Consider the following 14,282-nt stretch of genomic DNA (forward strand, 5'->3'; position numbering starts at 1 on the left):
CCTCGACGGATGCGCAGCTTGGTACTGCGCCATGGTCATGGCGTGCTTGCCCCGTACGTGCTGGCCCATGCCGCAGCCGGCGCACTGCCGGCACTGCGGGTGCCGCCCGCGGCCAGGTGGCATCGATATCGACCGATGCTGGGATCTTGGTCGTGGTGGCGGCTCGTCTTGGAGACGCATGTGAAACATCTCACATAGCACTCTCGCGCTCCCGGGGTGATCCACGCGTCGACTACTGACAGTGATCGATCGTGGTCGTGGTGTTTCCCGCCATTGATTGCTGCGAACATCTGGATCAAATTGAGTCCGGATTGGTCGAGAACGAGGGGACAGCGCGCGCGGGCTGTTTCGCATAGCGTGCCGCTCCAAGCGTTCTTGGAGGTTGGTCATGCGGGGTCTGCTCCCGGTTGGGCGGCGGAGGATGAGTCGGTCGCTCGGTGCCATGTCGGCATCGATCGTCACGACGATCGGCTTACTGGTGGTGCCGGCGTCGGCTGAAGAGCCGTCCGCGCCGTCCGCGCCGATGGTGGTCGAGTCGACTGATGGTGATGGTGTCGCCTTGCTGGCGCGGGCGCATGCGGACGCGTCGGCGGCTGCCCGCGCGTCGGGGCGGCGGGTGCAGGTCGATGAGCTGACGTCGGAGACGACGGAGGTCTGGGCGCTGCCGGAGGGTGGCTTCGAAGCGACCTTGAGCGCAGGCCCGGTGCGGGTCAGGCGGGACGGCGGCTGGGTGCCGATGGACCTGACTCTGGTCAAGGATCCTGTCGACGGTTCGATCCGGACGGTGGCCGACCCGTACGACACCCGCTTCGCGGGCGCGCAGCTTGCGGGTTCTCACGTGCTTGCCGCGTTCGGGAAGGGTGATGACCGCCTGTCGGTGGGTTGGGACGGTGCGTTGCCGGAGCCGGTGCTGCAGGCCAACAAGGCGACCTACGTCGACGCGCGGCCTGGGGTCGACCTGGTGGTGGAGGCGACTGGCACGGGTCTGGAGACCTTCCTGGTCGTGAAGAGCCCTGCTGCGGTGAATCAGGTGCGGGAGGTCGTGTTCCCGGTCACCGGCAAGAACGCGGCGTCGTTCGAGCGTGACCCGCACGGCAACGCGAAGATCGTGAACGGGTCGGGTCGCGCGGTGGCGGAGGTGCCGGCGCCGGAGATGTGGGACGCGGCTCGCACCCCGGCCAACCAGCCGGCACGCAAGAGCGTGGTGAGTTCGCGGGCGTCGGCGGTGGCGCAGCGTGCGCGGTCGCAGCAGGCCGAGCCTGGTCTGGAATTGCGGATGACCCCGGACGTGGCGTGGATGACCGATGCGGCGACCTCGTGGCCGGTGGTGATCGACCCGACGATCAATGCTCTCACCAACTCCTATGACATCTACGTCATGGAGAACGACACCACCCACAACGGTGGCAACAGCGACATGCACTTCGGGCACATCTCCACCGGAACCGCGCGAGCGTTCATCCGCTGGGACAGCACCGTGCTGGTGGGGGCTTCGATCACGTCGGCGTCGCTGCAGTTGTTCAACTACTACTCGGGAACGTGTTCGCCCCGGTCGTGGCAGGTATGGACCACCGGCTCGATCCCGAACGGGGTCCTGTGGGACAACCAGCCCCTCTGGGTCACCAATCAGAGCAGTTCGACGGCGACGACGGGCTATGACACCTCCTGCGGCGACGGATGGGTGTCGGTGGACGCCTTGAACTTCTTCCAAGCGGCTGCCACTGCCGGCGATGCGAGCGCGGACATGGGCATCCGGGCAGGGAATGAGACGGACTCGTCCTATTGGAAGCAGGTGCGCGCCAACCACGCCGATTACCTGAGCTTCGCGCCGAAGGCGACGGTGACCTACAACTCGTACCCGACGGTGGGGAGCCGGTCGACCATCCCGGCCACCGCGTGTGCGACCGGCTCCGGCCGGCCTGTGATCAACACCGTGACGCCGCAGCTGTCTGCGGTGATATCCGATGTCGACGCGGGCGCGTCGGTGAAGGCCGAATTCGAGTGGTGGGCCGTCGGCGGCGGAGCCAAGATCGGTTCGGCGGTCACCGGTGCCGCAGCCTCGGGAACGGCGTTCTCCACGACGGTGCCCTCGGGCGCTTTCACGGAGGGCGGCATCTACCAGTGGCGGGTACGCGGCAATGACGGCACCCTCAACGGCAACTGGTCTGCCTACTGTGAGTTCCAGGTGATGGTCCTGCCCCCGCCCGTGCCCGGCTGCGCGAGCGGCGTGGCCGGTGACTTCAACGGTGACGGGGTGCGCGATGTGCTCATCGCCGATCCGATGGCCACGGTGAACGGCGACGCGGAAGCGGGCTCGGTGCGGATCGTCAACGGCGCCGACGGCGCCACCCGTGCGATCACCGAGGACGACACTGAGGTGATCGGAGACTCCGAGCCCGGGGACAGGTTCGGGCAGACATTCGCGATCTATGACGCGAACCGCGACGGCTGTGCGGACGTGGCGGTCGGGGTCCCGTTCGAGGACATCGGGTCGATCATTGACGCCGGCCAGGTGCATCTGCTGTTCGGTTCGCCTTCGGGGTTGAACAAGAGCGCCAGCGCCCCGGCGATCCTGTACGAGCAGGGCACGAACGGTGTGCCGGGCACGAAGGCCGCCAACGACAACTTCGGCTTCTCCCTGGCCGCGGGCCAGACGTCGACTGCTGAGCCGTTTCTCGTGGTGGGTGCGCCCGGCGACGACGTCAACGGCAACAACGACGCCGGAGTCGTGCACTACTTCCGTGGCTCGGTGAAGGTCGCATTCGACCAGGCCAGCGGGGGCGGCAACGTCGCCGAGCCGGACGACAGGTTCGGGTACGCGCTCGCGGCGACGCCGTACCACATCGCGGCCTCGGCTCCGGGTGAGGGTAAGGACGTGAGCACGCAGTTCGCAGGTCAGGTCGATGTCTACAGCCACACCCTGACCAGCGGCGTGCCCACCAAGGCCGGTTTGGTCAACCAGGACAGTTCCGGGGTGTCCGACGCGATGGAGGCCGGTGACACGTTCGGTAAGTCGATCGCGATGGCACCGTTCTGGCCGGCAGGCGACTCGCTGCTGGTGGTCGGCGTGCCCGGCGAGGACGCCGTGCCGGGCACGGACGCGGGCATGATCCACGAGTTTCGCATGTCGGGCACGACCGTGACCCAGATCGCTTCGCTCAATCAAGAGACGTCCGGGATCTCGGGCGCCAGCGAAGCGGGCGACCTGTTCGGCGAGAAGGTGCTGGTCGTGAATACGGACCCGGGCGTTGCGCCCACCGCGGCGACGTTGCAGGTGGCGGTGGGGGTGCCTGGCGAGGATCTGGGGACCGTTCTGGACGCGGGTTCGATCCGCGTGTTCGCCGGTGGCGTCGGGACGATCACCAGTGACGTGGTGGTGGAGCGGGCGGCGACGGCGAACCTGCCGGGCACACCCGGCGTGCGGGAGCTGGTCGGTCTGAGCATGGGCGCTTCGGCGACCGAGCTTTATGTCTCGTCGCCGTACGCGAACCGGGCGGTCTGGGCCCTGCCCTGGTCGTCGCTCGCCGTCGGCACCGTGGCGGTGTCGGCGACATGGGCACCTGGTGCCGGAGGCATTCCGGCTGGTGCGGTCACGTTCGGCACGCAGGTCGGGTGAAACGGGCGATGACGCAACAGGATCAGACGAAGGTGAAGGCGACGAGCACGGTGGGGATGGCTGGTATGAGTTCGCGGTGGCGGGCACGCGGTGCGGCGTCCGCGGTGGTGGTCGGGTTGGTGGCTGCCACACTCTGGGCGGCGGCACCCGGCCGCGACCAGGGTGGCCCGCTGCAGGCGTCGGGCCCGGACGGTGCGGGGGCGGCGAGCGCGCCGTGGACCGAGCCGCAGGCGGTGGCCGCCGCCCGCAGATCGGGTAAGCAGGTGGAGGTGGCGGCCAAGGGCACCGGCCGTCAGGTGACGTACGCGAATCCGGATGGTTCGTTCACGCACGAGTCGCATGCCGCGCCGTTCCGTGTCATGCAGCACGGCAAGTGGGTGCCGGTCGACACGACCATGGTCCGGTACAAGGACGGCAGCGTCGGGCCGAAGGCGGCCGAGACGCCGATGCGGTTCTCCGGCGGCGGCGCCATGCCCCTTGCCACCATGTCGCGCGCAGGTCGCGTGATGTCGCTGTCGTGGCCGGCGGCGCTACCGGAGCCGGTGCTGTCGGGCGACGCGGCGACCTACCGGAACGTCTTCCCGGACGTCGATCTGGTCGTGCATGCCACGGCGACCAGCTACACCCACGTGCTGGTGGTCAAGACGCCGCAAGCGGCGGCCCTGCCGCAGATCAAGTCGGTGACCTACGGGCTGCAGGGCACCAATCTGACGTTCTCGGCCGACGTCGAGGGCCGTCTGGTCGCCAGGGACACAGGTTCCGGCGGTGTGGTGTTCGCGTCGCCGACGCCGAAGATGTGGGACTCCGGTGACCCGGCCGAGGCAGCAGCCGCCGATGCCGACCACGAGCCGACGAGGTCTGCTCCCGAGTCGGCGCGTCGCGCTGAGGTCGGAGTGGAGGTCGACGGCGGGACGTTGCGGTTGACTTCGGACGCGGGCCTGCTGGCGGATGCGAGTGCGCACTACCCGCTCTACATCGACCCGATGACCGCACCGACCAGCAACAGCTCGTGGGCGATGGTGGACTCCGGCTACCCGAACGAGGAGTACTGGAAGTTCGACGGCGACCGTGACCAGCGCATCGGCCTGTGCAACCGGACCGATTCCGGCAACAAGTGCAACAACTCGTACATCAAGCGTCTGCTGTACGCGATCCCGACCCCGTACCAGGACGACACCATCGTCGTGTCCAGCGCCACCTTCAAAGTGACGATGGTGGCCACCTACGACGGCTCGGCGCGCAACGCCTCGCTGTATCGGATGGGTTCGGGTATCACCTCGGCCACGAACTGGAGCAACCAGCCGGCGTGGAGCAAGAAGCAGGACACCCAGGACCCGACGGTGACCCAGGGTTCGTGCACGTCGACGAACCAGAACGTGACGTTCACCGCGACGGTGGCCGCGCAGGAGGCGGCGGCCAACAACTGGTCGACGACCACGTTCGGGATCCGGGCCGATGATGAGACCAGCAAGTACTACATCAAGCGGTTCTGCGACAACGCTGTGCTGTCGGTGACCTACAACCGGCCGCCGGCCACGCCGAGCAACCTGACGTCCAACCCCGGCGGCGCCTGCAAGACCGGCACCCCGGACAACACCTGGTACGTCTCGAGTGTGCCGAAGTTGTCGGCGTACCTGTCGGACCCGGAGACCGACGCGGCTGAGCCGCTGACCGCGACGTTCACCGTCACCTGGACCCCGCCGGGCGGCAGCCTGCAGACCAAGACGTGGACGTCGGGGGAGAAGGCCAACAAGTCGACGTTCGACTACAACCTGGCCGACGCCGCCACCGGTGCGCCGAACCTGCCGGAGAACGTGGTCGTGTCCTGGAAGGTGCAGGCATCCGACGGCACAGCCACCAGCTCGGTCAGTGCGACCTGTGGGTTCATCCTGGACAAGACCAAGCCGGTGGGTTCTGACATCGACTCGGCGGAGTTCCTCGCCGCGGACGCGGCCGACAACACGCCGGCGTGTGTGGAGTCAGGTGAGTGGATCGACGGGGTGGGTCGCTACGGCACGTTCACCTTCGACTCCGCGGCCACCGACGTCGTGTCGTACAAGTACGGCTTCGACACCAACCCGTCGCCGACCAACGTGCTGACCCCGACCACCAACGGCGGGCCGGTCAGCGTGAGCTGGGCGCCGCTGACCGAGGCGCCGCACTTCGTCACCGTGATCGCGGTCGACGCGGCCGGCAAGGAGAGCGACACCTCCGTCTGCACCTTCAACGTCGCAGCCGGGGATCCATCGATCGCACAGTGGAACCTCGCCGACGCACCCGGCTCGACCCAGGCCGTCGACGAGCGCGGCGCCAACCCCGCGTCGGCCGGGTCCGGGGTCACGTTCGGTCAGCCCGGTCCGGGCGGTGCGGCGCACCCGTCGGTGCAGCTGACGGGCAGCAGCACCGACAGCTACCTGGCGCCTTCCGCGACCGGGCTGGTCGACACGGCCCGCCCGTTCACGGTCGTCGCGTGGGTGAAGCTCGATGATCTGACCGCCTACCGGGCTGCGGTGTCGCAGGACGGCACCGGTGTCCCGGGCTTCTACCTCGGGTTCAGCCCGGTCAGCAGCAAGTGGCTGTTCGGCATCCCGGACATGGACGTCAACTCCTTCCGGGACTGGCAGGTCACCAGCACCGAGGTCGTCACCGCCCAGACCGGCTGGACCCACCTCGCCGTGGTCTTCGACCCGGTCAAGGACACCATGACGATGTACGTCAACGGCAAGCTGTCCAACACCGCCGCGGCACGCTCGCAGTGGGCCTCGCACGGCAACTTCCAGCTCGGCCGCCGTGTCACGAAGACCGGTTACGCGTGGGGCTGGAATGGCGGGCTGGCCGACGTGGCCGTATACGACCGGCTGACCACGCCTGCCGAGATCGGCGCGCTGGCCACGCCGCGACTGCAGCGGCAGGTGTACTGGTCGCTGGACAGCGCCGACGTTCCCGACGAGAGCCCTGGCGTGTTCGTCAGCGCTGAGACGGTCGTCGACGGTGCCACGCCGGACGAGACGAAGGAACTGACGCTGTACAACGGCGCCGCGCTGATGGTGCCCGACCCCGACGACCTGTTCGCCGAGCCGGCCCTGGTCGGCGCCGGGCACATGGTTCTCGACGGCGGTGACGACTACGCCGCCAGCAGCAAGCCTCTGGTCGGACAGACCGGCAGCTTCTCGGTCGCGGCACGGGCGCGGCTGGCCGCGGCGTGTGCCTCCGACCAGGTCGTGTTGTCGCAGCCGGGCGCGGAGGTCAGCCGGTTCCAGGTCAAGTGCGTCGACATCGGCGGTGGGCAGCCGCGCTGGCAGCTGAGCGTGGCCGCAGGCGACGACACCGCCACCGCGACCACGGTCGTGGTCGACGACACGCACCTGCCCGATCCCAGCGACCCGCTGGGACAGCACCTGGTCGTCACCTACAACGCGTTCACCAAGGACGTGCTGCTCTACGTCAACGGTGAGCTGGCCGCCAGCGCGAAGGGCAGCCACACCCCGGTGTGGGACGGCCCCGACAACGGCGTCCAGGTCGGCCGCGCCCTGCTGGACGGCACCACGGCCACGCCGACATACGGAGGCTACTTCTCCGGTGTCCTTGACGAGGTCCGCGTCTACAGCGGCGTGCTCGCCGAGACCACAGTCATCCGACTGGCCAGCACCACGGCCCAGTCCGACCTGTAACACCGACAGCCAGTGGCCGGCATCCCGCAGGGGCGCCGGCCACTGGCTTCACCCATCCGTATCAACCATCAAGGTGGTGCTGACGCGTGTCGTCACAACGGGGATTCCGGTTACATTTCTCACCAGGGCGGCCTATGCGTCCGTTGGCCGTGGTCATAGCCTCGGCGCTGGTGGCGGGCCTGGCGCAGGTGCCGGCACCCGCGCCTGCGGCGGCTGACGAGGGCCGTCCCGCGGTTCAGGCGCAGCCAGCTGCCGCGCAGGGCGCCGCCCTTCCGGCGGAGGCGCGTGCGCAGGATCCGACGGCGGACAAGACCATGGTGCGCGCGGATGCCGTGGCATGGCCCACGGCGGCGGCGGTCGAGATCGACGCGGTAGCGGTGGATGCGAAATTCGCCGACGTCGGCGGTCTGGCTGTGGACGTGTCCCGGGCCGAAGGGCTGTCCGGTGCGGTCTCGCGGTCTGCTCAGGGCACCCCGCAGCGGGCCCGGGTGCAGGTCTTCGACCGGCCGGTGTCGAAGCGGCTCGGGGTGGACGGACCGGTGCTGCAGGTGTCGCGCGCCGACGGTGTCGGCGCGGTCGGGCAGGTGAGCCTCTCGGTGCGGTACGCCGGTTTCGAGCACGCGATCGGCGGTGACTGGGGGGCGCGGCTGCGGCTGGTGAAACTGCCGGCCTGCGCGCTGACCTCGCCGGAGCGGGCGGAGTGCCGGAGGGCCACGCCGCTGGCCTCGGTGAACGACACGTCGGCTCGTACGGTGACCGCTGAGGTCGATGCGGCCGCCGGCGCGGCCGGCGCGACGGTCCTCGCGATGTCGGCCGGCGCCTCCTCGACGCAAGGCGACTATGCGGCGACCAAGCTGGCGCCGTCGTCGTCGTGGAGCACGGCGCTGGCGTCGGGCGGCTTCTCCTGGAGCTACCCGATCGAGGTGCCGGCCGTCCCGGGGGGCCTTCAGCCGCAGGTCGGACTGTCCTACTCGTCGCAGGCGGTGGACGGGCGCACGTCGATGACCAACAACCAGGGTTCGTGGATCGGTGAGGGCTTCACCTACGAGCCGGGCTACATCGAGCGCCGGTACAAGCCGTGTGCCGACGACGGCCACGAGAACGCCGCGGATCAGTGCTGGGCGTTCCACAACGCGACGATCATGCTCGGCGGCAGGTCCGGGACCCTGGTCAAGGTCAACGACAACCTGTGGAAGCTCTCCTCCGACGACGGCTCGAAGATCGAGCGCCTGACCGGCGCCGTCAACGGCGACGACGACGGGGAGCACTGGCGGGTCACCACGACCGACGGCACGCAGTACTACTTCGGCAAGAACCGGCTGCCGGGCTGGTCGGCGAACATGGAGGAGACCGAGTCGGTCTGGACGGTGCCGGTCTTCGGCGACGACTCCGGCGAGCCGTGCAACAAGTCCTCCGGCTTCGACGACTCCTACTGCGACCAGGCGTGGCGCTGGAACCTCGACTACGTCGTCAATCCGCGCGGCAGCGTGATCTCCTATTACTATGACCGGGAGGTCAACTACTACGCCCGCGGCGCGCGGATCACCATCGACGGGGCGAAGTACCACCGCGGCGGATACCTCGCGCGGATCGACTACGGCCAGCGCGATCAGCAGGTCTACAGCACGAAGGCGCCGGCCCGGGTGGTGTTCGGCACGGTGGAGCGCTGCATCCCGGCTGCCGGGGTGGACTGCGACGCCGAGGACCTGAACGAGGACACCGCCGCCTCCTGGCCCGATGTCCCGGAGGACCTGATCTGCGCCGCAGGCACCCACTGCGAGATCGGTCAGGCGTCGGCCTCGTTCTTCACCCGCAAGCGCCTGGTGAAGATCCAGACTGAGATCAGCAACGGCACCTCCTGGACCCCGGTCGCCTCCTGGGCTCTGGAGCACGCCTTCAAGGTCAACGACGACGCGTCCCGTACGCTGTGGCTCAAGAAGATCACCAAGTCAGGGCACCGCGACGGCGTCACGCTGACCATGCCCGCCACCGAGCTCGACGGCATCCAGCTGCCCAACCGGATCGACCTGGACGACGACGACTTCGGCCCGCTGATCCGCTACCGTCTCGCCACGGTCAAGACCGACACCGGTGCCCAGATCACGATCAAGTACAAGGCGCCGGACTGCGCCAAGGACAACCTGCCCGACCCGGAGACTTCCACCAGGCGCTGCTACCCGATCATCTGGAACCCGCTCGGCGGCGGCGAGGACGACGAGGTCACCGACTGGTTCCACAAGTACGTCGTGGACAACGTGGTCGTCGACGACCTGCTCGGCGGCTCGAACAACCTGGACATGGTCAGCGCCTACGAGTACGTCGGCGACGCGGCCTGGCGCAAGGGCGAGCCGGACGGCATCACCAAGAACGAGGACCTGAGCTGGAACAACTGGCGCGGCTACGCCAAGGTCATCGTCCGCACCGGTGACGGGCAGTCCATGCCGGGCCGGGCCGACCACTACTTCCTGCGCGGCCTGAGCGGCGGTGAGAAGGCCGACGGCAGCAAGCCGACGGTCACGGTGACGGACTCCGCCGGCACCTCCTACACCGACCACGACGAGTGGTCCGGGCACGAGCTGGAGACGGTCCTCTACAACGGGGCCGACATCGTCACCAAGACGATCAACCAGCCGTGGCGGCACGTCACCCGGACCCAGACCGAGACCTGGGGCTCCAACATCTCCGCGTTCGTCCGCACCGACGTCGTGCGGAACTTCACCGCGATGCCCGCCGACGGCCAGGGCAACCCGGTGTGGCGGGAGACCAGGACCGAGACCGAGTACGACCCCACGTGGGGCCGCCCGGTGGCCGTTGACGACCTCGGCGAGACCGGTGCCGGCAAGAGCGGCGACGACCGGTGCACCCGTACCTATTACCGGGACAATCCCACCACGTACCTGTACAGCTACGCCAACCGGACCCAGACGGTGTCGGTCAACTGCGACGTCGCCAACCCGAACCTGGCCACCCAGCTGATCTCCGCCACGCGCACCAGCTACGACCTGAAGGCCTGGGACGAGGCCCCCACCAAGGGCGTCGTCACCCGGTCGGAGAACCTTCACCACTTCGACGGCACGAACATCGTGTACACCACCGCGAGCGAGGTGACCGACGTCGACGACTTCGGCAGGCCGGAGGCGATGAAGGACGCGCTCGGGCACACCACCACGACGCAGTACGTCGACGTCAACGGGCTGGCAGCCCAGATCGCGACGACCCGTGCCCTGCCCAACTTCAGCACCACGACCGTCGTGGACCCGGCGACCGGGCAGCCGCTGTACCTGATCGACGTCAACGGCAAGCGCACCGACCTGGCCTATGACGCGCTCGGCCGGCTGACCGACGTCTGGCTGCCCAACCGCAGCAAGGCCGCCGGTGCCACCCCCAACCGCAAGTTCGGCTACCAGGTGCGCAACGACAAGACCTCGGTCGTGAGCACTTACACGATCAGGAACGACGGCACCTACCAGGTCGGCTACGAGCTCTACGACGGCCTGCTGCGACCCAGGCAGAAGCAGATGCCAGGGCCGGGCGGCTGGCTGCTTACCGACACCTTCCACGATGGCAACGGCCAGGCGTACAAGTCCAACGACGTCTACCTGGCGACCGGCGTGGCCGGGGACATACCGCTGGTGACGGCGGAAGGCGCGGTCAACGGCCAGCACACGTTCACCTTCGACGGCGTGGGCCGGGCGATCCTCGACACGTTCTCCATCGCCGGGGACGAGAAGTGGTCGGCGTCCACGACGTACGCGGGCGACCGCACGCACGTCGACCCGCCGGTCGGCGGCGTGCCGACCACCACGGTCTGGGACGCCCGGGGCCAGATGACGGAGCTGCACCAATACCACGGCGAGAGCCCGACCGGTCCCGCCGACGTCACCGAATACACCTACACCCCGGCGGGTCAGCTCGCGACGCTGACCGACCCGCAGGACAACGTCTGGCGCTACCACTACAACCAGCGCCAGCTCCAGGAGACCATCGAGAACCCCGACTCCGGCGACACCCGCTACGTGTACGACGACGCGGGCCAGGTGACCTCGGTGACCGACGGTCGCGACGTCAAGGTGTCCTACCGCTACGACGCGCTCGGCCGCAAGACCGAGACCTGGCAGGGCGAACTCGATTCCGGGCTGCAGCTGTCGGCCTGGGTCTACGACGCGCCCGGCAACCTCGGCGAGCTCTACTACAGCAGGCGCATCCACCAGGGTCAGAGCTACTACACCATCTACCTGACCCGTGACGAGCTGTACCGGCCGACGAAGACCCGCTACTCCTTCCCCAGCGCCGCGGCCGGGGTCGGCTCGCTGTTGGGCAAGAACTACGACTACTCCGCCGCGTACAACACCGACGGCACGCTGCAGTCCTTCGGCGTGCCCGCCGCGGGCGGTCTTCCTGCCGAGGCGCTGGCGGCGACCTACGACAACCTGCTCCGGCCGACCGCGCTGACCGGGGCCACCACCTATGTGACCTCGACCCTCTACAGCAACGTCGGTGAGCTGCTGCAGACCGAGCTCTACACCGGCAGCGGCAAGAAGGCCTGGCTGACCTGGCATTACGAGCGCGGCACCGGCCGCCTCTCCCGCACGAAGATCAACCGTCAGAACGTTCCCGTGTACGACATGGACGCGCAGTACACCTACGACGAGTCGGGCAACGTCCTGTCCATCGCCGACCTTCCGGTCGGCGGCACCCGTGACATCCAGTGTTTCGAGTACGACTACCTGAACCGCATCACGGCGGCGTGGTCGACCGCGAGCAGCACCAAGACCTGCGCCGACGGCGTCACGCAGACGGGCGTGGGAGGTCCGGCCCCCTACCACCACAGCTGGACCTTCGACAAGGTCGGCAACCGCGAGACCGAGACCATCCACTCGCTCACCGGCGGCACCGACACCGAGCGCACCTACGTCTACCCGGCGCAGGGCGAAGGACAGAATCGGCCGCACAGCCTGACCCGGGTCGACGAGACCGGGCCCGACGGCGACCGCACCTTCCGCTACGACTACGACGCCGGCGGCAACACCATCTGCCGCCCGAACACGACGACGACCACCAACGACTGCACCATCGGCAGCCAGGTCGCGCAGCAGTCCCTCACCTGGGACGCCGAGGGGCACCTCGCCTCGAGCACCCCGACGGGCGGCCAGCCGACCACCTACATCTACAACGCCGAGGGCACCCGGATCGCCCGCAAGGACCCGGGTGGCAACACCACGCTGTTCCTGCCGGGCATGGAACTGACCCAGACCGGCACGGTCGTCACCGGCACCCGCTCCTACGGGTTCGGCGGCCATACGGTCGCGGTGCGCAACTCCACCGGGATCTACTTCCAGGGCGCCGATCACCACGGCACCGCCAGCGCCTCGATCAAGGCCGGCGACGGTGCGATCTCCTGGCGCCGCACGACGCCCTACGGCACCTCCCGCCAGCCGACTGCGCCCGCCTTCTGGCCCGACCGCAAGGGCTTCCTCGGCGCGGAGGAGGACCCGACCGGCCTGACCCACCTCGGAGCCCGTGAGTACGATCCCCGACTCGGGCGGTTCATCAGCGTCGACCCGCTGCTGAACCCGGCCGAGCCGCAGCAGTGGCACGGCTACGCCTACGCCAGCAACAGCCCCATCATCAAGAGCGACGCGACCGGCCTGGTCGAGAAGCAAGCCGATGACATGAACTACCCCGACACGACCGGCACCTCGATCAACACCATCGTCCTCGACAACGGGACCGAGCTGACGATCATTCGGGAGAACACGGACTTCACCTACTGCATCGACGGTTACTGCCTGCTCAACCAGGACGTGCACGATCCTTTCCGGCTGGCCAAGGAGTACGACAAGGCCAAGGCCAGATGGCTCAAGAGCCGCAAGGACGGCGGCGGCAACCGCGAGCTGTCCGATCTGGAGATCCTCATCGTCCTGGAGACCGCCTGCAACAACGCCAACATGGGCGGGGCGCAGGGCTGCTCCCAGGCCATGATCATGGAGGTCGGCTCTCAATCCGCCGCATTGGCCCAAATGGAGATGGGCAACGAGTCGGGATGGCTGCAATGGGCGGCCATCGTGATCAGCATGTTGCCCACCGGCGGCTGGGGCAGCACAGGCTGCCGGGGCTTCGGGCGCAACCCGGTGGTCCGCACCGCCGGCCGTGGCTACAGTTTCTCGGCCGACACCGAGGTGCTGCTCGCCGACGGAAGCTCCAAGCCGATCAAGGATCTCGTTGCGGGCGACCGGGTGCTGGCCACCGATCCGGAGACCGGTGAGACCAGGGCCGAGACGGTCACCGTGCACCACATCAACACCGACGACATGCTCACCGACCTGACGGTGCAGGACGGGGCCGACCGCCACGTCATCAACACCACGTGGGATCACCCCTTCTGGTCGCAGACCCGCGAGAGCTGGGTCGACGCGGCCGAGCTGGCACCCGGTGAGCAGCTGCGCTCCCGGGACGGCGACATCGTGACCGTGGCCGAGGTGCACAACCACATCGGCCCGGAGGTCATGTACAACCTGACGGTCGACGACCTGCACACGTACTACGTGCTCGTCGGCGATGAAGCGGTGCTGGTCCACAACAATCCCGGCCCGGCACCCGTTCCCGACTTCATCCAAGACGCCATCCAGCTCATCGAGAACGGGAGCCAGCCTCAGCGGGTGGACCAGCACGGAAATCTCGACTTCTACAAGGGCAAGGACGCACCCAAGGGAGTCAAGGCATACTGGTACAACGCAGAGATCTACGAGGTGCCGGGCCTGCCGCCGGGTACGGAGAACGACTGGCGCGTGATCCGTACGAAGAAGAACGGACAGTGGACCTACGGGTGGGTCGCCCCCACGGGCTGGCCCAAGGCGGGCAGCAAGGGGGCCGGCCACAACTACCAGCGAATCTACTCGTACGGTGCGTTCAAGCCGCCGGTCGGCGGCGGCGCCGGCGGCGCCGGATGCAACACGGCAGGCGTCAATACGCCAGGAGGAACCCCCTGAGCACGT

At 68.4% G+C, this 14,282-nt stretch carries 3 protein-coding genes; all 3 read left to right on the forward strand.

What is annotated here, in order from left to right; genetic code table 11:
• Window positions 1–442: 442 nt before the first annotated feature.
• The 3 genes from Cco03nite_RS16435 to Cco03nite_RS16445 all read left to right on the forward strand — a co-directional run bounded on the left by Cco03nite_RS16435 (window position 443) and on the right by Cco03nite_RS16445 (window position 14,276).
• Window positions 443–3,616 (forward strand): DNRLRE domain-containing protein, encoded by a 3,174-nt coding sequence (locus Cco03nite_RS16435; RefSeq protein WP_203692969.1) that lies wholly within the window; start codon window positions 443–445, stop codon window positions 3,614–3,616.
• A gap of 119 nt (window positions 3,617–3,735) precedes the next feature.
• Window positions 3,736–7,287 carry a LamG domain-containing protein gene (locus Cco03nite_RS16440; RefSeq protein ID WP_203692970.1) on the forward strand — a complete coding sequence of 1,184 codons (3,552 nt, stop codon included), beginning with the start codon at window positions 3,736–3,738 and terminating at the stop codon, window positions 7,285–7,287.
• A gap of 332 nt (window positions 7,288–7,619) precedes the next feature.
• Window positions 7,620–14,276 (forward strand): polymorphic toxin-type HINT domain-containing protein, encoded by a 6,657-nt coding sequence (locus Cco03nite_RS16445; RefSeq protein ID WP_203692971.1) that lies wholly within the window; start codon window positions 7,620–7,622, stop codon window positions 14,274–14,276.
• The last annotated feature ends 6 nt before the right edge of the window (window positions 14,277–14,282 follow it).

The sequence above is a fragment of the Catellatospora coxensis genome (genome assembly GCF_016862635.1).
Taxonomy (GTDB): domain Bacteria; phylum Actinomycetota; class Actinomycetes; order Mycobacteriales; family Micromonosporaceae; genus Catellatospora; species Catellatospora coxensis.